The organism is Anaerobacillus alkalilacustris, assembly GCF_001866005.1.
Classification (GTDB): Bacteria; Bacillota; Bacilli; order Bacillales; family Anaerobacillaceae; genus Anaerobacillus; species Anaerobacillus alkalilacustris.
The window spans coordinates 160,639-186,528 of sequence record NZ_MLQR01000036.1 but is presented as its reverse complement, the minus strand read 5'-3'; the positions used below and the strand labels follow the sequence as shown (position 1 = coordinate 186,528).

General features: G+C 35.4%; 18 protein-coding genes and 1 pseudogene. 11 read left to right on the top strand and 8 right to left on the bottom strand.

What is annotated here, in order from left to right:
• Nucleotides 1–207 precede the first annotated feature (207 nt).
• Together BKP37_RS15465 and BKP37_RS19405 are read left to right on the top strand one after the other, a co-directional pair.
• Nucleotides 208–1,776, top strand: coding sequence for an IS1182 family transposase (locus BKP37_RS15465; RefSeq protein ID WP_071310521.1), 1,569 nt, complete (start codon nucleotides 208–210; stop codon nucleotides 1,774–1,776).
• 77 nt (nucleotides 1,777–1,853) lie between these two features.
• A pseudogene (locus BKP37_RS19405) lies at nucleotides 1,854–2,021 on the top strand (transposase); the annotation flags it as partial.
• A 136-nt stretch (nucleotides 2,022–2,157) separates the two neighbouring features.
• Here the strand turns inward: BKP37_RS19405 and ahpF are convergent.
• The 3 genes from ahpF to BKP37_RS15450 all read right to left on the bottom strand — a co-directional run bounded on the left by ahpF (nucleotide 2,158) and on the right by BKP37_RS15450 (nucleotide 5,421).
• A complete protein-coding gene (gene ahpF, locus BKP37_RS15460; protein WP_071310520.1) occupies nucleotides 2,158–3,687 on the bottom strand; it encodes an alkyl hydroperoxide reductase subunit F in 1,530 nt (509 codons plus the stop codon).
• Between the two features lie 15 nt (nucleotides 3,688–3,702).
• Complete coding sequence (ahpC, locus tag BKP37_RS15455; RefSeq protein ID WP_071310519.1) at nucleotides 3,703–4,266, bottom strand: alkyl hydroperoxide reductase subunit C; 564 nt, start codon at nucleotides 4,264–4,266, stop codon at nucleotides 3,703–3,705.
• A gap of 429 nt (nucleotides 4,267–4,695) precedes the next feature.
• The gene (locus BKP37_RS15450) at nucleotides 4,696–5,421 is read right to left on the bottom strand and encodes a DUF421 domain-containing protein (protein ID WP_071310518.1); all 726 of its coding nucleotides are present in this window, start codon (nucleotides 5,419–5,421) and stop codon (nucleotides 4,696–4,698) included.
• 213 nt (nucleotides 5,422–5,634) lie between these two features.
• Between BKP37_RS15450 and ilvD the strand changes: the two genes are divergently transcribed.
• Nucleotides 5,635–7,302, top strand: coding sequence for a dihydroxy-acid dehydratase (gene ilvD, locus BKP37_RS15445; RefSeq protein WP_071310517.1), 1,668 nt, complete (start codon nucleotides 5,635–5,637; stop codon nucleotides 7,300–7,302).
• A 157-nt stretch (nucleotides 7,303–7,459) separates the two neighbouring features.
• Here ilvD and BKP37_RS15440 read toward each other — a convergent pair whose 3' ends face one another.
• The 3 genes from BKP37_RS15440 to BKP37_RS15430 form a co-directional block, all read right to left on the bottom strand.
• Nucleotides 7,460–7,999 carry a DoxX family membrane protein gene (locus BKP37_RS15440; RefSeq protein WP_071310516.1) on the bottom strand — a complete coding sequence of 180 codons (540 nt, stop codon included), beginning with the start codon at nucleotides 7,997–7,999 and terminating at the stop codon, nucleotides 7,460–7,462.
• Nucleotides 8,000–8,437: 438 nt separating this feature from the next.
• Nucleotides 8,438–10,138: a methyl-accepting chemotaxis protein gene (locus BKP37_RS15435; RefSeq protein ID WP_071310515.1), complete on the bottom strand. Its 1,701-nt coding sequence runs from the start codon at nucleotides 10,136–10,138 to the stop codon at nucleotides 8,438–8,440.
• 27 nt (nucleotides 10,139–10,165) lie between these two features.
• Nucleotides 10,166–11,617 (bottom strand): sugar ABC transporter substrate-binding protein, encoded by a 1,452-nt coding sequence (locus BKP37_RS15430; protein WP_071310514.1) that lies wholly within the window; start codon nucleotides 11,615–11,617, stop codon nucleotides 10,166–10,168.
• A gap of 357 nt (nucleotides 11,618–11,974) precedes the next feature.
• On the opposite strand from BKP37_RS15430, the gene BKP37_RS15425 reads away from it, so the two are divergent.
• The 6 genes from BKP37_RS15425 to BKP37_RS15405 all read left to right on the top strand — a co-directional run bounded on the left by BKP37_RS15425 (nucleotide 11,975) and on the right by BKP37_RS15405 (nucleotide 19,493).
• On the top strand, nucleotides 11,975–13,243 hold the full coding sequence (locus BKP37_RS15425; protein WP_071310513.1) for an ABC transporter substrate-binding protein: 1,269 nt from the start codon (nucleotides 11,975–11,977) through the stop codon (nucleotides 13,241–13,243).
• Between the two features lie 13 nt (nucleotides 13,244–13,256).
• Nucleotides 13,257–15,275: a methyl-accepting chemotaxis protein gene (locus BKP37_RS15420; RefSeq protein WP_071310512.1), complete on the top strand. Its 2,019-nt coding sequence runs from the start codon at nucleotides 13,257–13,259 to the stop codon at nucleotides 15,273–15,275.
• A 325-nt stretch (nucleotides 15,276–15,600) separates the two neighbouring features.
• Nucleotides 15,601–15,759, top strand: a complete 159-nt coding sequence (locus BKP37_RS19750) for a CheW domain-containing protein (RefSeq protein ID WP_342707801.1) — start codon at nucleotides 15,601–15,603, stop codon at nucleotides 15,757–15,759.
• Nucleotides 15,760–15,795: 36 nt separating this feature from the next.
• Nucleotides 15,796–17,475, top strand: coding sequence for a methyl-accepting chemotaxis protein (locus tag BKP37_RS15415; protein ID WP_071310511.1), 1,680 nt, complete (start codon nucleotides 15,796–15,798; stop codon nucleotides 17,473–17,475).
• Nucleotides 17,476–17,862: 387 nt separating this feature from the next.
• Nucleotides 17,863–19,059: a ParM/StbA family protein gene (locus BKP37_RS15410; RefSeq protein WP_071310510.1), complete on the top strand. Its 1,197-nt coding sequence runs from the start codon at nucleotides 17,863–17,865 to the stop codon at nucleotides 19,057–19,059.
• A gap of 26 nt (nucleotides 19,060–19,085) precedes the next feature.
• A complete protein-coding gene (locus BKP37_RS15405; RefSeq protein WP_071310509.1) occupies nucleotides 19,086–19,493 on the top strand; it encodes a hypothetical protein in 408 nt (135 codons plus the stop codon).
• A gap of 153 nt (nucleotides 19,494–19,646) precedes the next feature.
• Here the strand turns inward: BKP37_RS15405 and BKP37_RS15400 are convergent, their stop codons facing one another.
• Nucleotides 19,647–20,759 (bottom strand): sensor domain-containing diguanylate cyclase, encoded by a 1,113-nt coding sequence (locus BKP37_RS15400; RefSeq protein ID WP_071310508.1) that lies wholly within the window; start codon nucleotides 20,757–20,759, stop codon nucleotides 19,647–19,649.
• A 345-nt stretch (nucleotides 20,760–21,104) separates the two neighbouring features.
• On the opposite strand from BKP37_RS15400, the gene BKP37_RS15395 reads away from it, so the two are divergent.
• Nucleotides 21,105–22,019 carry an AEC family transporter gene (locus BKP37_RS15395; RefSeq protein WP_071310507.1) on the top strand — a complete coding sequence of 305 codons (915 nt, stop codon included), beginning with the start codon at nucleotides 21,105–21,107 and terminating at the stop codon, nucleotides 22,017–22,019.
• 59 nt (nucleotides 22,020–22,078) lie between these two features.
• Here BKP37_RS15395 and BKP37_RS15390 read toward each other — a convergent pair whose 3' ends face one another.
• Nucleotides 22,079–23,959 (bottom strand): glycoside hydrolase family 15 protein, encoded by a 1,881-nt coding sequence (locus BKP37_RS15390; RefSeq protein ID WP_071310506.1) that lies wholly within the window; start codon nucleotides 23,957–23,959, stop codon nucleotides 22,079–22,081.
• A gap of 306 nt (nucleotides 23,960–24,265) precedes the next feature.
• Between BKP37_RS15390 and BKP37_RS15385 the strand changes: the two genes are divergently transcribed.
• The gene (locus BKP37_RS15385) at nucleotides 24,266–25,879 is read left to right on the top strand and encodes a diguanylate cyclase (RefSeq protein ID WP_071310505.1); all 1,614 of its coding nucleotides are present in this window, start codon (nucleotides 24,266–24,268) and stop codon (nucleotides 25,877–25,879) included.
• The last annotated feature ends 11 nt before the right edge of the window (nucleotides 25,880–25,890 follow it).

The window sequence follows — 25,890 nt, the reverse complement described above, 5'->3', positions numbered from 1 at the left end:
CACTGATTGAAAGTTTTACTACTTAATCCTACATTTAAGAATAAGCTGAACGAGGCTGGGACAAAACCCACCTCTGAAATGAAAAAGCCGGTGAAATTTTACGACGAGTAAAATTTCACCGGCTTTGATTATTTTTGTAATAAAATAAGGACAACTTCTGATAAAATTAAGTTACCAAGCCAAATCTAATCAGAAGGAAGTGTCCTTATGTTTAAAAATTATAACATGAATCAATTAGTTTTGCCTTTAGATTTAGAAGTGAAATTACAAAATAACGATATTGCCTTTCATATACACCATTTAGTTGAAAGTATCCCACATGAAGCACTCGAATCATTTCTGCGAAATACAGGTTGCCCTGCTTATCACCCTCGCATGATGTTAAAAATTATCTTATGTGCCTATACGCAATCCGTTTTTTCTGGTCGTAAAATTGAAGAACTTTTAAGAGACAGCATACGTATGATGTGGCTAGCACAAGGATACGAACCAAGTTATCGTACGATTAATCGCTTCCGTGTACAACCGGAAGTAAAAGAATTGATCCGCCAATGTTTTGTTCAATTCCGCTGCCAATTAATCGAAGAAAAGCTCATTGACCAAGAAGCGATTTTTATTGATGGTACAAAGGTTGAAGCGAACGCGAATAAGTTTACATTTGTCTGGAAAAAATCGATCGAGAAATATCATCAAGGGTTAATCGAAAAGTCGAACCAACTTTACAACGAACTTCTCGAAAAAGAAATCATGCCCGAAATTGAACGTGAAAGTGAAGAACAATTAACACTTGAAGAACTTGCACAAGTGGTTCAAAAAGTAGAAGATGTCATTACCAACTATGACAAAAAAATTGAATCGTCAGCGGACGTAGCGGAACGAAAAGCGTTAAGAAGTGAGCGAAAGTACCCGAAGCAAGTCCGCAAACATTTGATTGATTTCATCGAACGTAAACAGAAATACCAACGAGACTTTGAAATCTTTGGTACGCGTAATAGTTATTCAAAAACTGATCCCGATGCGACGTTCATGCGCATGAAAGATGATTATATGCAAAACGGTCAATTGAAAGCTGGTTATAATGTACAAATAGCAACAGAAGGTCAATACGCACTTGCCTATAGTTTATTTTCAAATCCAACAGATACACGTACGTTAATTCCGTTCCTGGATGAAATTGAGCAACATTATTTTGAATTACCGAAGCACATTGTCGCAGATGCAGGTTATGGCAGTGAACAGAACTATGATGATATCCTTTCAAGACGTAAACGAGAAGCGTTAATTACATACAACTTATATTTGAAAGAGCAAAAGAAAAAATACAAACAAAACGAATTCAATCCAGACAATTGGCATTACGATGAAGAAAAAGATGAGTACACTTGCCCGAATCAACAGCGCTTAGCCTTTAAATATCATTCTGTACGTACCGATAAATCAGGTTTTATGCGAGAGCTTAAAATATACGAGTGCGAAGAGTGTTCGGGATGCCCATTACGTTCATTATGTACAAAAGCAAAAGAAGGTAATAATCGAAAGTTAATGGTGAACGAGAAATGGGAACAACAAAAAGAATATGTGAGAGCGAAGCTTTCAGAAGAAAAGACGAGTTCTATCTATCGTAAACGTAAGATCGATGTAGAACCAGTTTTTGGATTCTTGAAGGCTAATTTGCGTTTTACTCGATTTTCTGTACGTGGAAAATCGAAGGTTGGAAACGAAATGGGCCTGGCATTAATGGCCGTGAATATTCGAAAATTCACGGCTAACAACTAAGAATATAAAAGTGGTAATGTAGATAAATGGAAAAAAGTGAGATTGAGTACACTCAAGCTCACTTTTTTTCTAATTAGAAACTAGTTTTGTCCCAGNGTAAGATCGATGTAGAACCAGTTTTTGGATTCTTGAAGGCTAATTTGCGTTTTACTCGATTTTCTGTACGTGGAAAATCGAAGGTTGGAAACGAAATGGGCCTGGCATTAATGGCCGTGAATATTCGAAAATTCACGGCTAACAACTAAGAATATAAAAGTGGTAATGTAGATAAATGGAAAAAAGTGAGATTGAGTACACTCAAGCTCACTTTTTTTCTAATTAGAAACTAGTTTTGTCCCAGCCTCTTTTATTTTTCCTATATTATACGAACATGCTCAATCATTAATTTCTGATTAGGTAATCAAATGCACCTAATGATGCAGTAGCTCCTGATCCCATGGAAATAATGATTTGGTTGTATGCACTATCTGTACAATCACCTGCAGCAAACACTCCTGGAACGTTTGTTGCACCATGTTTATTTACAATAATTTCGCCCATACGATTCCGTTCAACGATTCCGCCTAACCAATCGGTATTTGGTACAAGTCCGATTTGAACAAACACACCTTGTAATTCAATATGTTTCACTTCTTCTGTATCGCGATCAATGTAAGAAATACCGTTTACACTGTCTGTTCCAGTAATTTCTTTTGTTTGAACGTTCTTTAATACCGTTACGTTAGGAAGACTGTTTAGACGATTTTGTAGGACTTCATCAGCTTTTAATTCTGGCATAAATTCAAGAACCGTCACATGTTTTACAATTCCTGCAAGATCAATCGCTGCCTCAACACCGGAGTTACCACCGCCAATAACAGCTACATCTTTTCCTTCAAATAATGGACCATCACAATGAGGGCAGTATGCTACACCTTTGTTTTTGAACTCTTGCTCACCAGGAACTCCGACATTACGCCAACGAGCACCTGTTGAGATAATGACACTTTTACTTTTTAGAACAGCACCGTTCTCAAGCTCAAGTTCGATGAAGTCCTTTTTTTCTAAACCTTTGGCACGCTGTAAGTTCATGACATCAATGTCATACTCTTTGACATGCTCTTCTAGGCTTGCTACAAGTTTAGGACCTTCCGTGTATTTCGTAGAGATAAAGTTCTCTATACCCATCGTGTCCATAACCTGGCCACCAAAGCGTTCAGCAACAATACCTGTACGAATACCTTTACGCGCTGCGTAGATCGCTGCACTTGCACCGGCTGGACCACCTCCAACGACAAGTACATCGTAAGGAGCTTTATCAGCAAATTCTGATGCATCTGGAGCGCTACCCATTTTTGCGAGAATTTCTTCAAGTGACATACGGCCGCTACCAAACGATTCCCCGTTTAGAATAACAGTTGGAACTGCCATAATGTTTTTGCTTTCTACTTCTTCTTTGAAAGCACCCCCGTCAACCATGGTATGCGAAATTCCTGGGTTAATAAGGCTCATTACATTTAGTGCCTGCACAACATCAGGACAGTTGTGGCACGTAAGGCTAATATATGATTCGAAGCGATATTCGCCCTTAATATTTTTAATTTGCTCAATGACTTTCTGATCTACCTTTGGAGCTCTTCCGCTTACTTGCAGTAGAGCCAATACTAATGAAGTAAATTCATGCCCAAGGGGGATACCTGCAAAAACGATTCCAGTGTCTTCGCCAATACGATTGACACTGAAACTCGGTGTTCTATCTAATGTAGTTTTTTCTACTTTAATTCTGGAAGACATGCTGGCTAATTCATCCACTAGAGCCAGCATGTCGCGAGATACATCATCCGTTCCTGTACTAACTTTAAGTAGCACATCGCCCTCCATCATTTGAAGATATTGGGCTAATTGTGCTTTTATATCAGCATCTAGTATCATGATTTATCGAACTCCTTAAATTTTTCCTACAAGATCAAGGCTTGGTTTAAGTGTTGCAGAACCTTCTTCCCATTTAGCTGGACAAACTTCACCTGGATTATTGCGTACATATTGAGCTGCTTTAATTTTGTTAACAAGAATACTTGCATCACGTCCAATACCACCTGCATTAATTTCAACGGCTTGAACGATACCATCTGGATCAATGATGAAAGTACCACGATCAGCAAGACCTTCCTCTTCGTTTAGTACTTCGAAGTTACGAGAGATTTTTTGTGATGGGTCACCAATCATAATGTATTCGATCTTACCAATAGCTTCTGAATGATCATGCCATGCTTTATGTGTAAAATGTGTATCAGTTGATACAGAGTATACTTCAACTCCAAGTTCTTTTAATGCTGCATATTCGTTTTGTAGATCTTCTAATTCAGTAGGACATACGAATGTGAAATCTGCTGGGTAAAAGCAAACAACACTCCATTTACCTTTGAAGTTTTGTTCAGTAACATCTAGAAATTCACCTTTTTGGAAAGCTTTTGCTGCGAATGGTAATACTTCAGTTCCGATTAATGACATAATAAATTCCTCCTAAAATGTGGTTTTAAATTTAAAATAGTCTGTTTGGATGTTACATCCAATGTTTAAACTATTTATTTATAATAATTCTAATGTCATATATATTATTATATAAAATTTGTTATTTTGTCAATGGAAATACAAAAAAATATTTAGATTTATTCAATAGCTATTTTGAATCGTTGATTTACAAAGTATTATAAGCCAACTTGCAAGTAAAAGTGAAGTTATATGCTTTGTAATAAGTAGTTCTAAAAACAGTTATTGTTTTTATAAATCATAGAAAAAATGTAAATATTTATTAAATCAAATGGTCTAGTAAAGGAATAATATATTGTTATCTTTCTCAATTAGAGAGTAAATATATTCGTTTGCACAAATTTAAGTATCTGTAATAAAGCAAAGTTTATGGATATGCGAGTAAATCTATTAGTGTTTTATAGGTGGGACCGTTATATTATTTTCATCTTTTAAGGAAATATGTAATTGATTTTTGCGATTTATAGAAGCAAAAAAGACTTTTTTTATGTCAGAAACTCCTTGATGAATTAATTGCTGTTGTAACCATGCCTCATCTAAATTTAGATCTTTTAAGACACTTGAATACATCGTTCCTTCTATGATAATGGGAAAGGAGATTGTAGATGTTGTTTTTATTATGTTCATATCTTCTAGTGTAACTGGATGTTTTTGTGTTTTTTTCAACACACTTAAAGCCCCATTCGGTTCAATAATGGCTGTTTCAACTTCACTAATATCAAATACATTTTTTTCTCTAAGCATCTGAAGTACATTATCAATAGAGTAACGAATTCTTTTTAGATTATTGTTTAAAAATTTTCCATCTTGTATAACCACTGTAGGTTCAAATGTAAGTAATCTACCTACTTTTCGGTTCGATATCTTCCAATTTGCGATAATCCTTTGAAAGATCCCTATTGAAATGATAGCTATCGCAGTTGGAAAATGCTTAATATCAGGATCGGCAATATCGGCTCCAACAACTGCTCCCAAAATGACGATAATTAAAAAATCAAATATAGGTAATTCCCCAATGGCACGCTTCCCCATAAATAAAGTGATAAATAATAACAAAGGTATAATTGTAAAAATTCTACCTAGTACTAAGAATGTATCTTTTACAAATTCAATCATTTTTTGCATCATCCTCTAAAGTGTTCTCTTAGCCTAAAAGCTTTTAACCTCCTTATCTATTAAATTATTACCCTACCATTGTTTCCAAGGTTTAATAGATTAATACACATCTTAAGGCCGAATTTTCATTTCGATAAATAAGGTAGGAGTAACAGTGCACTACTTTAGGCAATACTAAAAAATATTTAAATTTTAAGGTAGGAGAATTTATTTATGAAAAATAATGCTAAAAATCGTAGTAGTGTCTTTAATGATATAAACCGTGCCCCTAATCGAGCAATGATACGAGCAATGGGAGTAAAAGATGAAGATTTCACCAAACCTTTTGTTGGTATTGCTAGTACATGGAGTGAGGTAACACCTTGTAATATGCACATTGATGAGTTAGCAAGAAAAGCAAAAGAGGGTGCTTTGGAAGCGGGTGCAACGCCGTTCATATTTAATACAATTACCGTTTCAGATGGCATATCGATGGGAACGGAAGGAATGCGTTTTTCATTACCTAGTCGGGAAGTAATTGCAGATTCAATTGAAACCGTTGTTGGAGCACAAAATTATGACGGTGTTGTTGCTATTGGTGGTTGTGATAAGAATATGCCTGGTTGTATGATTGCAATAGGTCGTTTAAATTTACCCGCAGTTTTCGTTTATGGTGGAACGATTAAAGCTGGAAAAATCGATGGAAAAGATATTGATATTGTTTCTGCTTTTGAGGCTGTAGGAAAGTATAATAATGGCGATATTGATAGAGAAGAACTTCATAAGATTGAATGTAACGCATGCCCGGGTGCTGGATCTTGTGGTGGAATGTATACAGCAAATACAATGGCTTCTGCAATCGAAGCAATGGGAATGAGTTTACCTGGAAATTCATCAAACCCTGCTGAAGATCATGAAAAAATAGAGGATTGCATAAAAGCTGGAAAAGCAGTCATGAACTTATTGGAAAAAGGAATTTATCCTAAAGATATCATGACAAAAAAGGCTTTTGAAAATGCGATTACGGTTGTCATGGCACTCGGTGGATCTACAAATGCTGTCCTTCATTTATTAGCATTAGCGCATACTGTAGAGGTTGATCTTAATTTAGATGACTTTGAACGTATTCGTAAAAACGTGCCCCACATTGCTGATTTAAAACCAAGTGGTAAGTATGTCATGGAGGAATTATCTAAAGTTGGTGGTGTTCCTGCAGTAATGAAACTGCTTCTTGATAAGGGGCTATTACATGGAGATTGTATGACCGTTACTGGAAAAACGATTGAAGAAAATCTTTCCGAAGTATCTCACTTAAAAGAGGGGCAAGAAGTCATTTCGTTTGAACATCCGAAACGAAAAACAGGACCGTTAGTGATCTTAAAAGGGAATTTAGCTCCAGAGGGTGCATTAGCGAAAATGTCAGGGTTAAAAATCAAAACCATAACAGGTCCTGCTCGCGTATTTGATTCAGAAAAGGAAGCGACGGATGCTGTATTAAATAATAAGATTCATTCAGGAGATGTCATTGTGATCCGTTATGTTGGTCCAAAGGGTGGACCAGGTATGGCAGAAATGTTGTCAATTACGGCAATTGTCGTTGGAAAAGGTCTCGGAGAAAAAGTAGGATTGATCACTGATGGACGTTTCTCTGGCGGTACACATGGTTTAGTTGTGGGACATATTTCTCCTGAAGCCCAAGTTGGTGGCCCTATTGCCTTAATTCAAGAAGGTGACTTGATTACGATCGATAGTGAAACACAGGAACTCACTGTTAATGTTTCTGAACAGGAGTTTAAAGAAAGATTGAAGGATTGGACGCCACCAGAACAAAAGATAAGAGGAATGTTAGCGAAATACGCTCGGTTAGTATCCTCTGCTTCTAAAGGAGCTATCACGGATTAAAAAAGAACTCCTTATTAAGTGAAAGAGATGCACTAGGTATAGCTGCATCATACTGTAATAAAAAAACCGTCAAAGTGACGGTTTTTTTAGGTAGTTGAGAACCCCCACTGATTGTTAGTTTAACTTACTGCCCCTTAAGAGTGGGATAAAAGTTATTTTACGAATTAGTAGAAAGGTTTTCTTTGTTAGGGACCATGGAGACCAATTTTTTACTTTTGTTTTCTCTAAACGTCAAAAGAATATTTAAATGAAAATAGTTGTCTAGGCTAAAGTGATAGGCATCTGTTCTGAAAATAATTAATGAAAATGCACTTGTATATAGAATAAGGCTCATGAAATTCATATTGCCAGAAAGAATGAAGTTAATGTGCATAAATAAGCAAATGAGTGTAGAGGGTATAGTAAATAATCCAACGATAAGAAATAACCCAAGTACGATTTGGACAATTGGGATCGCATAGTTCAAAATCATGACATTTTCTAAAGCGATATTTTCAATGAAAATTTTATAAAAGGTTGGAGTATTAGGATTTTGTAGTGATTCGGTTAAGTAGGTTCTCAAAAATATTCCAGGTTCCATAAACCAATGACTTGCCGTTATTTTTGTTACTCCTGCTAATAACCAACCTATACCAAAAAGAACACGCATGAAAACAATTAAAGATGAAAATACGGTAATATTTTTTAAGACTCGCATTTTAGATTCCTCCTAAATTTATTTTTCCTTAAGTCATAAGTTTTTCCTTTGGGCAACTTTTTGGACAAAAAAATAAAAGTGTTTTCTCCGCTAAGGAAATCAAACGCTTAAAGATATCTTTACTATATGCACAAAAGTTTACCATGTGCAAAAAACATTGTAAATAAGTATATTACTCCTGCTATTAGGTCATATATAAAGGTTGTAACTCATTATTCGCATGAATAGGTAACATTTGATAATTGAATTATTCTGTTTTATTCCTCATAAGGTAGCTCTTTACTCGGCTATGTATGTATTTTTGATAGGATATACAATTTAAGATTAAGAGATGGGAATGCCTTGAGCACAAGACATTCCATGACAGTGATATGAACGCTATTATTTTTGCAATCTCTGACTTCATTTAGACGGCAAGGTCAAATGGTACCAACGAGTTTAAACTTTAAATTTTGAAACAATATTCGTCAACTCTTTAGAAATATCAGCTAAATTTGTAGCTGACGCTAAAAATTCTTCTTGAATCGCTAGTTGTTCTTCTACTACAGAAGAGATTTCTGTATTTCCATTTAAAGCTTCAACGGAAACTTTACAAATATTTTTAGATATTTCTGCAATTCGATTAATTTCATTGACCATTATTGATATTTCCTCAGAAATATTTTTAATTTCGTCGTCGACACGGTTGTTTGAAGCAACGATCTCTTTAAATGATTGTTCCACTTCAAAGACTTTCTTAGATCCATCTGTTACTTGTTCAACTGCCGTTGACATTCCTTGTAATAAACTATCTACATGGTTTTGAATTACAGTTAAAATATGTGATATTTCCACAGTAGATGTAGCAGAGCTTGTCGCAAGCTTCCGTACTTCATTAGCCACAACTGTAAACCCTTTTCCGTATTCTCCTACTCTTGCAGCTTCAATTGATGCGTTTAGTGCGAGTAATTCAGTATTAGCTGTAATGTTCGAGATTGTTTGTAATATGGATTTGATTTGTGATGAATTTTCTTTTAAAACACCTGCGACACCTTGTGTTTTCATTACATGCTCTTGTATCGTATCCATTTGTATTAACATTGACTGAACTTTTACGTTTCCTTGTTCGGCTACTTGGATCGATTTATTGGTTGCGGTTAATACATTTTCAGATTTATCTGTAATTTTTTTATTCATTTGAATGAGTTGTCTAACCGTATCATCAGTCTTTTCCGCTTCGCTTACTTGATTTTGTGCGCCAGCAACGGCGTCTTCTGTAATGACTGCAATTTGACTAACCGCTTGATTACTTTGTTCTACTCCATCTTTTATCATTGAGGAAGAGTCATAGAGATTATTACTAGTTTTAACAATTTTTTGGATCATTGAACCCAAGTTTCTTTTCATCTCATTAAAAGCTTCAGCTAATAACATTAATTCATCATTAGAGGTACTCTTAATTTCTTCTCCTTGTAGGTTTCCGTTGGCAATATTTTGAGCAGATTGAACCATCTTATTTAACGCACGTCCTAATCTGAGAGAAAAGAAAGTCGCAAATAAAATGCTAAATACACTGATTGACAAAGTAGATACAAGGCTAAAAATACCTGTGGTGTTAGCTTTTTGTGTTAATTCAGTTCGTTGAAGGTCTTGTTGGGTTAATTCTAAAGACATATATTCTTGGATACCAGCTGATATTAACCTAGAGTATCTTTTCATCAGATTATTTTGTTCTACCATTTCTGATAAAGTGGTCGATGCAAATAGTTTATCACTTGCTTCAGAATAGGATTCTAGCATTCTACTTGCTACATAAAAAGCCTTTCTTTCATCATCACCGAACACATTCGCTTCAATTTGTTCTAATATATGATTGATTCTAATAAATTTTTCATCTACAGCTTCTTTATTTTCTGGTTCTTGATTTAATAAATAACGTGATATAGCGTGGGGGATCTCGTTTGTTAGCGTTATCATTTTGTTTGATAAAACATTTTTTTCTATCATAATATTTTGCTGGTTAATATATGATCTTAACACAGAGTACGAAAATAGACTGACAATCGACATTAAAATTACGATAATAGAGAAGCTGATAATTAATTTCGTTTTAATTGTTAGATGATATTTTTTCCCTTTTAAAAGTTTATCCCGCTTCATATAATTCCCCTTTGCTAGTTATAGTAGTTATTCAAGTGAGGCCCCAAAAGTATATTCATACCAATCATCAGGTGATTGAGTTTTAAATCCGAAGATCGTTGCTCCATCTCTAGTAACCATAGGTATATTTGGTGTGATAATATCATGAGGAATCGAATCGTTTTCCGTAATAAGATGAACTAAAGCTCTGATTCCAATGTCAGATATAAAAGGTGTGTAAGGTGTATTCACTTCGAATAGGCCATCTCTTACAGCATTGATAGCTGTTTTTGAATCATCGATAGAAAGAAAAATAACTTTCTTCCCATCTTTTCTACTATTTAATCTATCCGCGCTTTTTGTAGCATCGTAAGCAGCGATAGCTTGGTGGTCACCTGTATTAAATACAACATCAATAATAGGAAACTCGTTTAATGCTTCTTGCATATTTGCTAATGCGTGAGCAGAATGATCAGCATCATGATACGATTTCAAAATGTTAATTTCGGGAAAATAACTTAATACTTTGAGAAAATGTCCGGTTCTAATAGCATCAGCAGTACTTCCTAACGGTTTTCTAAGAAGAATGACATTTGCATGAAGATCTCCTTCTTGTGCAAGTTTCTGTATAAGATACATACCATTTTGAGCTCCATTAGCTGGAAAATTTCCCGTTACTCTACTTGTGGTTTGTTCATAACCAGTCATTCTGTCAACGCTTACTACTGGAATACCACCTTCAATCGCTCTTTTTACTGGAGCAATTGTTGTTTCGGATTCAACCATTGGCCACGTTAAAATGCCGTCAACTTTTTGTAAAATGAAACTATCAATAATATCAGCCATCCTATCATTATCCCATTGTGCATCTCTTACATCTAACTCTATATTAGAATGTTTGTCGCTTTGCCATTTTGCAGCATCGGCTAAACCAACATTCCATGGCTGATCAAAACCATGTGTAGCGACACCAATTCGATAGGTTTTAGTAGGGTCTCCAACCGGACCTTCTTTCAAATAAATATAATCTGTGAATGGCAGTTTTAAATCTAAGTTACTGAAGCTTCCTGTTATTTCGGTGCCACTCCCCATTGTCCACCGATAATTTCCAAAGGGTTCACCAGTTGGATATGTATTCATATACAGTTGAAACTGATCATTTTTGAATAAATTTACAATATCCTCATTTGCATTTGATAAAGGCAGTTGAATAAAAAAATCTAAAATGTCGCTATTGGACAAACCTTTCGTTGGTAAACTTTCAAAATAGGCTAAAGCTTCCTGACCTTCTAAATGCTTTACTTCTTCAAATAATGGAGTTAAGTCAGCTTTTGGTTCGTTTGTTACGGTTTGTGTTGAACGTGTGTTTTGAGCATTAGACTTAGATTCAGCAGCTTGTTGATTTACCTCAACGGTTTTCATACGATCATCGGACATACAGCCAGATAAAATGAACATCATTAATATGAAACTATGAAACGTTAATCTTTTTGCTTTCATAATCTTTCCCCCTTTTAAAGTTTTTTTCAATGAGCGCGCGTATCTGTCTATTAGCCTCCTTTCAACTAGTAAATTGTACCGATAAAAAAAGAGGACCCCAAAAATATCCATCAATAAATGGATTATTTTTGTTGGGTCCTCTCAAATTCTCCGGCCACTTTACATATTAACTTAAGCTTTTCTTATTTTCATCATAAACCGAAAAAAGAGAAAATAAAAGTATTTTCTAAACTTCCTCGATTAAATTTGTCGAAAACTAATAAGGTTTTCTGTTACTTTAGTATGGTATAGTAAGAAAATCTTCACTTAAATCAGAAAAAATTACAGTGGAATGTCAGCTTAGGAGGTCAACAAGTGATGAGAAAATGTATTTGGCTTGTATTGCTATTAGCTATCTTTTCTGCCTGTTCGAACAGAGGAGATCAAGTATTATCAATACAAGAAGAAAAACTGCAAGATGAAAAAGTAACGATTCGAATATTTGATCGAAAAATTGAAGTTGCTGATAGATTACAAGAGTTAGCAGCATTATATGAAAGTCTTTATCCAGGTGTAAAAATAGAATTTGAATCGCTTGGAGCGATTAGTTCTAGTTATGATGTAGAGTTAAATTCCAAATTTGGCTTAGGAACTTTTCCTGATATTTTTACAACGGAAGCCTATTTATCGTTTGAACCTTGGGAAGACATCGCTTTACCATTAAATGATTTTTCGTGGATCGATGATACGGTAGAAGGAAGTACGGATGGTGTAACGGTTAATGGAACTATTTATGGAGTACCAATCGCATTAGAAGCATACGGTTATATTTACAATAAAGATTTATTTGCTAAAGCGGGAATCACAACGATCCCAACGACTATTTCTGAATTAAGAGAAGCGGCGCGGAAACTTAAAGCAACGGGTGTCACTCCTTTTTCAAATGGGTATGCAGAATGGTGGATTCTTGGAAATCATAGCTTTAATATTGCTTTGGCAAGTCATGAAACGCCAAATGAGTATATAGAAGGTATTTTAGACGGGACCATTAATCTATCAAACGATGAAACGATGAATGCGTGGGTTGATTGGTTGGATTTAACGATTCAGTATGGAAATAAGGACCCTTTATCTACAGACTATCAAACACAAGTCGAGAAGCTAGTAAAAGGCGAAGCAGCGATGATGCAGCAAGGAAATTGGACACAGTTAATGATTAATGAGCTTAATTCAGATATTAATCTTGGAATAATGCCCATTCCGATTTCGGATAAAGGTCACGATTACATCATGGTTGGGGTACCAAATTATTGGATCGTCCATAATCAATCGCCTGTAAAAGAAGAAGCAATTGAGTTTATCGAGTGGCTTGTTACGTCTGAGGAAGGAAAAGCTTTTATCGTAAATGATTTAGAGTATATCCCTTCGTTCACGAACATTGAATATGATGCTCAAAAATTGGGCGATATTACCGCCTCTCTTCAAACATATATTGATCAGGAAAAAACAACGGGTTGGTATTGGAGTAACTTTCCTTCTGAAAGTGCAAACCTCATTTTTGAAAATATCCAAAAGTACCTACGAGGCCAAGCAACGAGAGAACAGTTTTTAACGAATTTACAAAAGGATATACAGAGTATCCAGTAATGGAGTGAATGTTTTGGACAGAAAAAGATCAAATACAAACAAGAAAAACAACATATCTTTGAAACATAAACTAATTGGTTGGTTTTTAATTTTGGCTGTCGGCCCTTTAACAATCATGTTAACGGTTGCTTATTTTGCAAGTTACAGCGTCGTTCAAGACCGAGCTGGGTTTTACTCAAAACAATTTATTCAACAAGTGGCTGCTAATATTGATTTGAAAATTTTCGAAATAGAAGATGTAAGTGTTTCGATTATTACAAATAGAGATATTTCGGAAAATATAGGTGCCAAGTATCGTGAAGAAAGTTATAGTCGAGCTAGATCAATAATTGAACAAATGGCTCTTTCCAAACAAGAAATTGATTCCATTCGAATTTACGGAGTAGATGGCAGTTATTTATATGGTGGTCATGGTAATGATAGTGTCGATGAAACCTTTTCAAGAGGGGATTTTCCGAGCTCTGAGTTGTTCCGAACCATTTTAGAAAGTGATGGAAAACCTTTTTGGTTTACGGGAATCGACAATAATTTTAATGATGTATATATGGCAAGGAAAATGTCCTTTTATAATTCTCGAACACCTAGTGGAGTCATCTTATTTAAACTTCCACAAGAAACATTTGCTAGTCTTTATACAGATTTAGAGATTGGCGAACATGGTAATGCTTATCTTTTAAACAGTGATCATATTATTTTTGGTCATTCTAATTTAGAAAAAGTTGGAATAACCTACACGAATGATTTTATTATCAACCAAAGTAATGACAATTATAGTGGCTTAATGAATAGTCAAGGAAATATGGTCTCATTTGCAACAACTACAAATGGATGGAAGGTTTTTACGGAAGTCCCGATTCGAGTGCTAATGAGTGAAATGCGAAATCTTTCTGTGATTTTTACGGTTGCAGGAATTGCTTTAGGTGTCTTAAGTATTATCATTGGTTTATTTGTCGCAAGAGGAATTACTAAACCACTTGACCATATTATTGGTGTCATGAAAAATATTGAAAATGGCGACTTTACAAAGACATCTGAAATCAAAGGTGAAAATGAGATAGGGAAATTATCACAAGGCTTTAATCATATGATTTCAACGATTCGCTCCTTGATCAAAAGCTCGAACCAAGTAGGCATATCTGTATCAGATAATACTAAGAACCTTAATCAATTAGCAAAGCATTCTGCTGAAACGACGGCGGAAATTAAGGCAGCTGCGAATGAAATTGCTAGTGGTGCTATGGAACAAGCTCATGAAGTTAGCGAGGTTCAAAAAATCATGCAACAGTTTGTGAATGAAATTAATGATGTTCAATCAAGGCTAAATATTGTCAAAGAAAATTCTGTTCAAGTTCATCAAGTTAGTTCTGGTGCGATTGAAGTCGTAAATGAGTTAACGGAACATGCGAATTTATCGAAATTATCATCGGAAAAAATTAAAAATGAAACGCTCTTAGTCGAAGGAAAAGTCTCTGAGATTGCTAACTTTATAAAGGTTATCCGTGAAATTAGTGAGCAAACAAATTTATTAGCACTTAACGCATCAATAGAAGCTGCTAGAGCTGGAGATGCTGGTAAGGGATTTGCTGTCGTTGCCACAGAAGTTCGAAAATTGGCAGAGAACACAAATGAGGCAACGGAGAAAATTGCACAAATTGTAACCGATATTAAGAAAGAGACATCTCAAATGGTTAAAGAAGTAAATGAAGGTATGAATATCTTTGACGCTCAACAAACCTCTGTCGGAAATGTGAACAATGTATTTCAAGGTATTTTAAAATCACTTGACCAAACGATGAATGAGTTCAATACTTTATATGTAAGTATTCAAGATATGGATCAACAAAAAGAAAGTACAATTAGAGCGATTGAATCAATTGCAGCAATCACTCAACAAGCTGCTGCATCAATCGAGGAAATCACGGCTTCTATTGAGGAACAAGCAAAGTCAGCAGATCAACTAAAAGAATCTGCAGAGGTTTTAGCAGAAGAAGCAAACCATTTAAATCATTCGATTAGCAAGTTTAAAGTTTGATATAAAGCTAAAAAAGGCTGTCCGACAAAAATTACGATGATTTGGACAGCCTTTTTTACATGGTAAAAAGTGAATTATAAATAATTATTTTCTCTGAAAGCTATAATGACTAGAAATATAATTAGTACTTATTAAAAGATTAAGGATGAAAAGTTATAGGTTTAAAGTCGTAAGAGGTTGATAATTTCGTTTTAAAGAAATCACTATCATATATTTGTAAATTATTTGAAATTATCGAACTTAGAAATCAGGTCGGAGGTAGGCTGCAAAATGAGAGAGACAGTAAAAATGATCGTTTTCCGGCTAAAAGGGGGGGAGCGGGCTTATTATCGATGGGGCGAGTGGTGTAATGGATATCTCATCTGACCTTGTCTCTCCTTCTCCAACCTTACTCAATGGTTTAAACCAAGAATACATAAAAGGTATTGTGAAGTTAGACCAACGTTTATTAATGTTGTTACAACTAGCAGATATTTTCACTTAACAGGAATGGAAAAACGATAAATTTGGAGGGGCTTAAATGAAAAGCTTACGAATGAAAATCTTACTAGGATTTGGTGTTGTTTTGATGATCCTACTTCTTCTTAGTATTACCGTCGTTGTCAATATGAACAACCTAGCCAATGATGTTCAAGAAACGATTGAAGTAGATATAGAAGAACTAACAAGTGAATTTCAATTAAGTATTAATATAGCTCAAAGAATTGCTGTTACAAGAGGGTATGCTTTATTGGGAGACCAAGAATATAGACAAAGATTTGAAGAGTATACACGAAGGAGTCAAGAGATCGAAAGGGAAGTATTAGAAAGTGGAGCTTCAGGTCAAATAGTTCAGTTAATTCATCAAAGTGCACAGTGGGGAGAATTAGTAGAACAACAAGTTTTCGCTGCATTTGACAGAGGTGAGAACGAAGTTGCATTAGCCATTTTGAATAGTGAAGTGACAATGATTGGAAGGGAATTAATAGCTGGTTTTAACGAATTGATTGACGAAAGACAACTAGAGGTTCAACAAAAGGGTAGCGAATTAGTCAGTCAAGCAATACGAGTTGTAGCCTTAGTCATTACCTTATCGATAGTTGCTATGGTCATTGGCGTCATTGTAGCCATTACTATAGCGAATAATATCGTTAAACCAATATTAAAAGTCGTTCAGAGAATGAATTTAATCGCCGATGGTGACCTTCGTGGAGAAGCGATTAGTACAAAATCAAAAGATGAAATCGCGCAATTAAGTACTTCTGTGAACACGATGACGGAAAGTTTAAGAGGGTTAATCGAAAGTGTGAATAATGCAACACAACAAGTGGCAGCTTCTTCAGAGGAATTATCTGCAAGTGCAGAACAAACAACAGCAGCAACAGAACATGTCGTGCGGAATATTGATGACGTAGCCAAAGGGTCTGAAGTGTCTGCCGAGGTGGCAACGAATAGTGCTCAAGCGATGGAAGAGGTAAGTGTAGGAGTTCAGCGCATTGCACAAGCTTCCTTAGATGTTACAAGCATGGCACAAGAATCATCCAGTATTGCAACCGATGGAAATCAAAAAATTGAAAAAGCAGTTGCGCAAATGTACAATATTTCAAATTCAGTTGGTTCAACGACTTCAACCATCAAGCAGTTAGGAGAGAGGTCTGAGGAAATTGGCGTCATTGTTTCTGCCATAACAGAAATAGCCAATCAAACAAACCTGTTAGCTTTGAATGCTGCAATCGAAGCGGCACGTGCAGGTGAGCATGGAAAAGGATTTGCTGTTGTCGCTGATGAAGTAAGAAAGCTTGCTGAACAATCAGAGCGCTCTGCAGGACAAATCGGGGAACTAATTCGAAAAACCCAGGAAGACACAACTCAATCGATCAGCGCTATGGCGAATGTTGTGAAAGAAGTGGAAGCGGGAACGATTGATGTTAATGAGGCTGGAGGAGCATTTCAAAATATTTTAGAAGCGAGCCACAGAGTAGCAGAACAAATCCAAGAAGTGTCTGCCATTTCAGAACAAATATCTGCAAACTCTGAGGAGGTGGCAGCTTCCGTTCAGGAAGTACAATCGATCGCATCTAAGAGTGCAGCAGGTTCGCAAGGTATTGTATCCTCATCTCAAGAACAATTAGCCTCGATGGAAGAAATATCTGCCTCAGCTAAGTCTTTAAGTGAAATGGCTGAAGAGCTTCAAAAAGAAATTGCTAAATTTAGAGTTTAGAAGTGCCGTGAAATAGAAGAGATTTTTTCTTCGGTCATACTAGGACTATAGAGAGCATTGCTTTAGTTTTTTTCTAATCAATGTTCTCTTTTTGTACATACAGTGATTGGCGACAGGGGAAAAAAGCATAACTTTATTAAAAAGAATGGAAGAAATATTACCAAATATCACTTTTATTCGCTTATTGTATCTAAGCTTGCAGGAGATTCAAAGATAAAGGTGGAATTATTTATGTTGTATAGGATGTAGTCAGAGCTTCATTCATTCGTGTAATACCCAAAAAAATAATATAAAGTATTACTAAACATCACCGTGTATTACTAGGTAATACATCCTTTAATAATAGAAAAATGAAAAAAATAATAGTTTAGTAGGGAGGCAATATTTATGCAGTATCACTTTTTTGTTGGGAACGATAATGGCAACAGTGAGCATGATATTATTATTGATGGGAGGCTAATTCAACAACCAAACGTAAATTGTGTAGTTGATGAATTACCTTGGAGCGAGGAGCAAGCTCCAGAAAGTTTTATCAAAAATCTTCAAGATCAATTGGTAGTTACAATCGATTCTCCTTCTGCAAAGCCAGGTATGTATTATATTGGGAAGTTTGCTCTTGAGAGTGGAGAAATACTAGATAATATGGAAGTAGGTATTGATCAGAAATGTGACATGGATTTACCGGTCGCAAACACATTAGCGCAGATTGCTGCAGTTGCAGTTCAAAAAGCGTATGAAGATGAGAAAAAAATCCCTGAAACAGTTGATGTTCAAGTCGACATGGCTGCTGCATTACCGATTACACAGCATACTGATGAATCTTCATCTAAATTTGAAAAACGATTTATGGGTGCAGCGCATCATGTGACTGTTCATCTAGGAAAGCAACGTGTTGCAGTCAAAGTAAGTTTTGATTTTACTAAAGTCATTCCTGAAGCAACACCAGTAATTTTTACGCTGCAAAAGGATAAAGAAGGTCATTGGAGAGAAGGAGATATTTTCAAAGAATTCATTGAAACTTACGACTTCAAAAAAGACTTTAACGGTAGCTATTTTAAAGATAAGAGAATACTGCATACAGATATAGGTGATGGTTCGACTGAGTACCCAATAACTGAGGGGAATAAATTTTTACGTCAGTTTGTCCATGGAAGTAATCATGGGGCTGGATATGCAATCGAGGAAGCGCTAGCTGACTTTAATAAACTAATCCACCTTCCAGATAGCCCAAGGCAATTTTTCAGTGATGTGATAAAAAATCCTAACCACAAATTTTACGCTAGGGCAATCAAGACATTAAAAAGGCCGCTTGAAGGACAAGCAAAGCAAATTTCACAGAACATCCGAAAACAGTTAACAAAGGCAAGAAATGAAATTGATATTATATGTGTATATGGTGGAGGTAGCATTTTAATGAGTACGGTCCTATACCCAATGCTTAAAGAGTTGTGTGACCAACGTGAAATTAAGCTTTTATATATTCCATCACAATATGCAGTGATAATGAATGCCCAAGGACTTGATGCTTTTGTTCGTGGGAAAATTTATAGTACTTTAAAAAGTAAGGCTAAACAAATCGTTTAATTTAAATAAGGATTTGGTGAGGAGAAATGAAAAAACAAAAAAAAGCTGGTGACAACATCAGCTTAAAAACGAAAAAAACCGAAGCGGTAGAGGTTTTGGATTGGATTAATTGTCAATTGAACTTAATGGATTCTATTCGATATCTAATTGAAAATGAAATTAAAGAAAATGGAATTAGAAATCTTCAAAACTTCATACCTGCAAACCGTGACATCTCTGGCGCCACTCTATCGGCTATGAAAGCTGAAACCGCAAATGGAATAGTCAATCAACATGAGATAGCTTCAACAATAGAAGAACAGACAGATGTGCAGCCACCTATGACTATTAAACAAACAGAAATAACTCAAACTCATGAAAAAGATATGTCACCATCAACAGAAGATGAGGCGGATGAAGATATTGACGATGACGACATCGAATCGTGGGTGTGATTTGGTAATACTTAATGATGTAAAGTAACACCACTTATTGAGATTTGGCAGATCTTAGTGTTATTTAGTATTACTTAGGCGAAGAACTAAAAAAAGAGAGAGATCCTCTCTTTTTTTAGTTCTTTATTCATTTGGATTTGATGGTTTTAAACTCTAGGAAGAGTAAAATTTATAGTTGTTTTTTCCACTTTTTTTAACAGAATACATAGCTGAATCGGCTCTTTTTATTAAAGTCTCTTCATCTTCGCCATCTATTGGGTATAAACTGATACCAATACTCGGGGAGATGTAAGCTTTATGATCATTTAAGATCGTAATTGGGGCTGATAGTTCCTTAATAATTCTCTTAGCAATAATTTTGATTTCTTCATGCCTAACATTTTCTAACAAAATAATAAATTCATCACCACCATGACGACAGACAACGTCGTTAATGCGAACGCTCTCAGTTAATATTTTAGCAATTTCCACCAACAAATGGTCGCCGGCAGCATGTCCAAAGGTATCGTTTATTTGTTTGAAATGGTCAATATCAAGATACATAATGGCTAAGCTATTATGGTTTCGTTTACAATTTAAAATCGATTTTTCTAGCAACTTACTAAAAAACGGCCGGTTAGTCAAATTTGTTAAATTATCATGGTATGCCATATGTTCAATTAATTTTTCAGCATTTTTACGATCTGTAATATCGTATGAAAACACATTTACTTTTTTCACTTCTCCTTTTGAGTTGAATACAGGAGTGATGTGTGCTACTAGCCATATAATTTCCCCATCACCTCGTATTACTCGGTGCTCATGAGTAAGCGTTCCTTTCTTTTTTTCGATATAAATTTTTCTCTCATTCTCTTCTACTGTCGGAAGATCAAAAGGATGTATCATTTCTTTCCATAATTGTGGGTATTGATTAAAGTGCTCTTGTTTATAACCATGTAATTTCTCTGTCCCTAAGGACATTTTATATTTTCCTGTTTTTAAATCGAGAGAACTAATACATGCATTGGCGTTATTAAAAATCTCTTTTAATTCCTCTTCTTTTTCCTTTAATTGCTTTTGATAATAAATTAATCGATCATATAATGCACCAATCCACCAAAAAATAACGAAACCTACAATAGTTCCGATTAGTGAGTAAATAAATAACGGGTGTTCTATCTCTAAGTAATACAAGGTAATACCTGAACCGATAAATAGTGTCGTAATAATAGAAATTAATCGAGAAGTCCATTTCATCCTTCGACCAACTTTCGTTAACGTTTTCAATTTATCCCACTCTTAAGTGTCAGTAAGACCTCCACCTCAAAACTTGAGGAAATCGAAAAGTTTAGGTGGGGGATTAACTGATCCTAAAGGTCTGATATAGACCAATCTTCATCAGTGAAAGCTGATTGATGATTAGTTATTCTTATGCCTGTGATATAAGGTAACTAATAATAGGTCACATTATCTATATGAAACCATGGTAACATATTAGATTATTTCAAACTATAAAATGGTAGAACTTTCGACGATGTAAATCCTTCCATTTAATTAGGTAGTAGTATGATATAATACGTGTTATGGGGAAAACAAGAGTGTTTTCAAGCTGTAATTAGGAGGAAGTGTCTCTTGGATAGTTTTAATCTACAATTCTTGTATTCTGTCGTGATCATTGGTTTAGGTTATTTGTTAAGGCAGTCTAATGTTATTAAGGAAAGAGATGGAGAGGCTTTAGGGAGAGTAGTTTTTAATATAACACTACCATCACTGATCATTGTTACCTTTAATGGTATTACTATTGACATGTCACTAATTCTATTAATTGTGATTGCGATCATTTATGGGTTAATTTTGGCTTGCGTTGGACTTATAGCATTTAAAAAAGAAGAAAGAAATACGAAAGGTATGGTAGCAATGATGCTACCAGGCTTTAATATTGGACTCTTTGCATATCCTCTCGTCGAAGGAATATGGGGGCAGCCAGGACTTAAATATTTTGGAATGTTTGATGTTGGAAATGCCTTTATTGTATTTGGTTTAATCTATCTTATTGGGAGTATTTACTCAGGAGAAAAAGTTAGACTTGAGGGTAAGCAACTTCTAATAAAAGTTTCAAAATCAATTCCATTAATGACTTATATAATTGTATGTACAATAAGTGTGATCGGTCTTCAAGTTCCACGAATTGTCCTTGATGTATCACAAATCATTTCTCTAGCAAACATGCCACTCTCTTTACTCTTATTAGGAATATACCTTAACTTTTCGTTTAATCGAGAGCATAGTAAGCTTATGGCTAAATTCATATCAATTAGGTACGGTATTGGTTTAGCTTTTGGGCTTTTTCTGTTTTACTCACTACCTTATGATGAAATGTTTAAATATACTGTGCTGATAGGTTTCATTCTTCCTGTATCTTTCTCTGTGCTTCCGTATTCTGTTGAATTTAAATACGATCAAAAGTTTGTCGGAACACTTTCAAATATTACGATCTTAGTTAGTTTCTTTCTCATTTGGGTGATTGGTAATCTTATTTTGCCATGATAAAGCGAAGTACCCCATTTAAAGGTGGGGGGACTTCGCTTGTTTTTTCGATAGATAAATTAGGATAAATCATCTCTGTGAAACAGATTGTAATAGAAAAGCAAAGATCGAATAACGCCTGATTGAGAGTAACTAGGCATCCCGATCCCTCTAGCACGCCCTTTACTATAGAGTAACTCCGGTAATAAACCACAAAACGCACTGTTATGATAATTATGGTAAAAATATTTCCAGGCTTCGTCTGTTTCTTGATTGGCTAATAAAGCCTCACCAAACCAAAATGTAGGCCCAGTCCACGGTTTTAAATCGCCTTCTTCGGTTGTTAAGCTTTCATGTCTCCATATTCCACCGATAAAAGGATCTTGTAACCTTTGTTGAATGGCCTTTATTGTAGGGGAAAGCCACTCTTTTGGAAATAGTGGGAACTCAGAGAAAAATAAAGTGACGGAAGCATCTAATAATTTTGTTTCTTTTGAACGACATACGATTCCGTTATGGACATTATGTTTACCGATTGCCTGTAGTAATTCAAATGCACCCTGTCTATAGCGACTAGCTTTTTCATTTTCTCGAATTGCATCTGCCATTTCAGCTGCTTTCAATAAACCGAAAGCTGAAATGGCAGATGTCCACGTCATGTGTTCAAAATTCTCATCTAAATGTGGCCCAAATGTTTCCCAAATGCCTGCATCAGGGAAAATTAAACCGCTAGCATCTCGATTCGTTAAAATCCACTCAGTAGACTGGTCGATAATCGGCCATAAATCGTTAATAATTGTTCGATCTTTTACTAAAGACCAAACCTGCCAAATGCCATATAGGATTAATCCGGTCGTGTCATTTTCAAATGCATGTTCGTTTGGCAAACGCGTGACGACATTGTACGCAAAATAGTAGTTACCATCAGGACGTTCAATTAAGTAACTTAATGTTGCATACAAAGCATCTATAGCGTCTTCGTAATGTCCTGAGAGCGCTAAAGATGAGGCGATCCATAAACTATCCCGAATCCACACGTTACCTTGATATGGCTTAAAGCCAATTATGATAGGGGTGCCGTCTTTTTGCATACTCATTTTTGCAACAGTGTTACTAAGTGTCCAGTAGTAGTCAAGTGGTGTTGGAAGTGTACCTATATTAATAGTATCTTGATGCCATTTTTCCCAGGATTGAAGTGTTTGCTGTTCGCTCTGTCTAACTGTAAGTAGTGTGTCATTTAACTGTTGAAGTGCTTCTTCTTTCGTAGCACCAGCAGCAAATACTTGATAAATAGGTTGGCTATATTGTTTTTGAGAAATCGTTTGGTCAGGAACGGTAAAAACTAAAGGAACAGGGATTAGACTATGTTCAAAGATGGTTACTGGGCCTTGTGTGACTACTATAGGAACTTCACCAGTTAATCCTTCGCCAGTTGGTGAAACAGTTGTTGCTAGCCACTGATTTTCGGAAATTCTTGAAATAAATATGTTATCTTTTCTTTGAACAACATTTTTTAAATGAACGACCGGGTAGATCGTTACCGTTGAAGCATTATTTCGAAGAGTTTTAACTTCAATAGATCGTATTAGAGAATTTTGAAAAGGTGGTGCCCATGTTTTCGTTTTGACAACCGTATTTCCTTTATGAGAAACGACTTCATATATCCCGTAACCATTGATGTATTGAGTATTATTTATTGATACAATTTCACCTATTTGTCCTAACTTTTCTTTTACCATTCCATACGGGTCATACCAAATCTTTTCATTATGATCTTTCGCAAGTACGTAGGATCCAGGAGTATCAAACATTGCGCTTGAAAGATCGAAATTCGGAAAAAAGAATTGGCTTATTTTATCGACTGGGAGACAACCGATATCGTACTGTTGGATCCAAGCTAAAACATTACCATTAGAAATTGGAGCATGGTTGTCTTGGTTTAAACCAATAAAATACTTCATTAATTGAGCACTCTCCTTTATATGGGTATTCATGCCATTTAACGTAACTTCAATTTGAGGGTTTCTTTATTATTTTTTCTATAGATCCTAACGTTCCTGTAAGAGTAGGCTACCTAATAATTATGAGGGCTTTATGAATATAATGAAGGAAAAATTTGTCGAATTAGATATGAATATACATTATGATCGTAAAAAAAATATGGTAGTATAGTTCATGGAGACAAGTATTTTGCATGATTACGATATTTATAAATATTGAATGTTTTTGTTTGTATACAAAAATCGTGGAAGGGGGCGGAACGTAAGTTGGAAAAATATCAAAAAGCGTTAATGCGGACGATACGTAGTCAAATTGAACAGTGGTTTCATCAAAATAGGGCCATTCCACATGTAGAAGTTTATCGTTTTTTGCACTCAATTAAAGGAACTTCTGCAACCATTGGATTGGAAGAAATTAATCAAATTGTCACCCCATTAATGAATGGAATCGAAGAGGAACAAGCAAAAGACTGGGAAATTGTTGACTTGCAACAGTTTTTAAGTGAACTCGTTTATATTTGTTATCAAGACACTCATGATGAACTGTTATTTGAATCTAATCGTGAAGTGAAAAGCTTGGTGGATGCTCCGGAAATTTTGTTAATTGATGATGATATTACTCTTTTAATGTATTTAAAGGAAGAATTGGAAAAACAAGGTTGGCACGTATTTGCAACTCCCGATCCTGAGAAAGCGATTTCGTTCCTTTATGATTACAACCCTGATTGTGTCATTATCGATTTATATTTAAAAGAGAGAACAGGCTTCGGTGTTTTAAGTATATTAAATCATAAATTAACGCAACAATTTGTTCCTCAAATTATGATCAGTGTTGATAACCATAAGGATGTTCGAATGAAAAGCTACCAATTAGGAGCCGATGATTTTATTGCAAAACCATTTGATCTCGATGAGTTTGTCGTTCGAATTAAACGACAGTTGGAGCGAAAGTCGTTAGTGGACAGTTTGGTTCTTGTTGATGAGCTGTCAGGCGTCTATAACAGAAAGCATTTACCTGTTTATTATGAACGGTTATGTACGGAAATCCAACGAAAAAATAATAGCTTTTGCTTGGCTGTTTTGGATATTGACCATTTTAAGAAAATAAATGACCAATATGGGCATTTAGTTGGCGATGAAGTGATTAAGGCATTTGCAACTTATTTGAATAGCTCAAGTCGTAGCTTTGATACAGTCTTTAGATTCGGCGGCGAAGAGTTTGTTATGCTTATACCAAATTGTTCGTTGGTCGAAGGTGAAACGATGTTAAATCGTTTGTTATCTGGGTTTTCAAAACAAGTATTTTGTTGTGATGAGATTGATTTTTCGGTGACCTTCTCTGCAGGTGTTGTCGAGATTAACGAACGAAACATTCCTATAAAAGATGCATTAAAAGCAGCTGATGATGCTTTATTTAGTGCGAAAGAATCTGGACGTAATACAATTAAATTGTGGGATAAAAAATTACCGAAACCAGCTAAACGAGTCATCAATGCAGCGATTGTCGATGATGATCCAATTATTCGATTTATAATGATGGATGTATTAAGAAGAATCGCCGTTAACGAAGAGATTTCAATTGAGATAGCAAGCTTTGCAAGTGGTTCAGAGTTTTTTGATAAAGAATGGTTAGTGAATGAAAAACCAGCTTTTATTATCCTTGATGGCGTGTTACCGGATATGGATGGAAACGAAATATTACAGCAAATTCGATCTTTAGATCATAATGAGCGCTTTACCGTGCTGATGCTTACGGCACGTAAAAGCGAAAATGATATTTCCATGGCTCTGAAGCTAGGAGCCGACGATTATGTGACGAAACCGTTTAATATTTCTGTCATTGAAGATCGGATAAAACGGTTAATCCGTAAATTGAAATAAATGTTGGAGGA

Bases quoted from the DNA above. Each gene is read 5' to 3' on its own strand.
- BKP37_RS15465 (WP_071310521.1), top strand. From the start codon at position 208: ATGTTTAAAAATTATAACATGAATCAATTAGTTTTGCCTTTAGATTTA.
- ahpF (WP_071310520.1), bottom strand. From the start codon at position 3,687: ATGATACTAGATGCTGATATAAAAGCACAATTAGCCCAATATCTTCAA.
- ahpC (WP_071310519.1), bottom strand. From the start codon at position 4,266: ATGTCATTAATCGGAACTGAAGTATTACCATTCGCAGCAAAAGCTTTC.
- BKP37_RS15450 (WP_071310518.1), bottom strand. From the start codon at position 5,421: ATGATTGAATTTGTAAAAGATACATTCTTAGTACTAGGTAGAATTTTT.
- ilvD (WP_071310517.1), top strand. From the start codon at position 5,635: ATGAAAAATAATGCTAAAAATCGTAGTAGTGTCTTTAATGATATAAAC.
- BKP37_RS15440 (WP_071310516.1), bottom strand. From the start codon at position 7,999: ATGCGAGTCTTAAAAAATATTACCGTATTTTCATCTTTAATTGTTTTC.
- BKP37_RS15435 (WP_071310515.1), bottom strand. From the start codon at position 10,138: ATGAAGCGGGATAAACTTTTAAAAGGGAAAAAATATCATCTAACAATT.
- BKP37_RS15430 (WP_071310514.1), bottom strand. From the start codon at position 11,617: ATGAAAGCAAAAAGATTAACGTTTCATAGTTTCATATTAATGATGTTC.
- BKP37_RS15425 (WP_071310513.1), top strand. From the start codon at position 11,975: ATGAGAAAATGTATTTGGCTTGTATTGCTATTAGCTATCTTTTCTGCC.
- BKP37_RS15415 (WP_071310511.1), top strand. From the start codon at position 15,796: ATGAAAAGCTTACGAATGAAAATCTTACTAGGATTTGGTGTTGTTTTG.
- BKP37_RS15410 (WP_071310510.1), top strand. From the start codon at position 17,863: ATGCAGTATCACTTTTTTGTTGGGAACGATAATGGCAACAGTGAGCAT.
- BKP37_RS15405 (WP_071310509.1), top strand. From the start codon at position 19,086: ATGAAAAAACAAAAAAAAGCTGGTGACAACATCAGCTTAAAAACGAAA.
- BKP37_RS15390 (WP_071310506.1), bottom strand. From the start codon at position 23,959: ATGAAGTATTTTATTGGTTTAAACCAAGACAACCATGCTCCAATTTCT.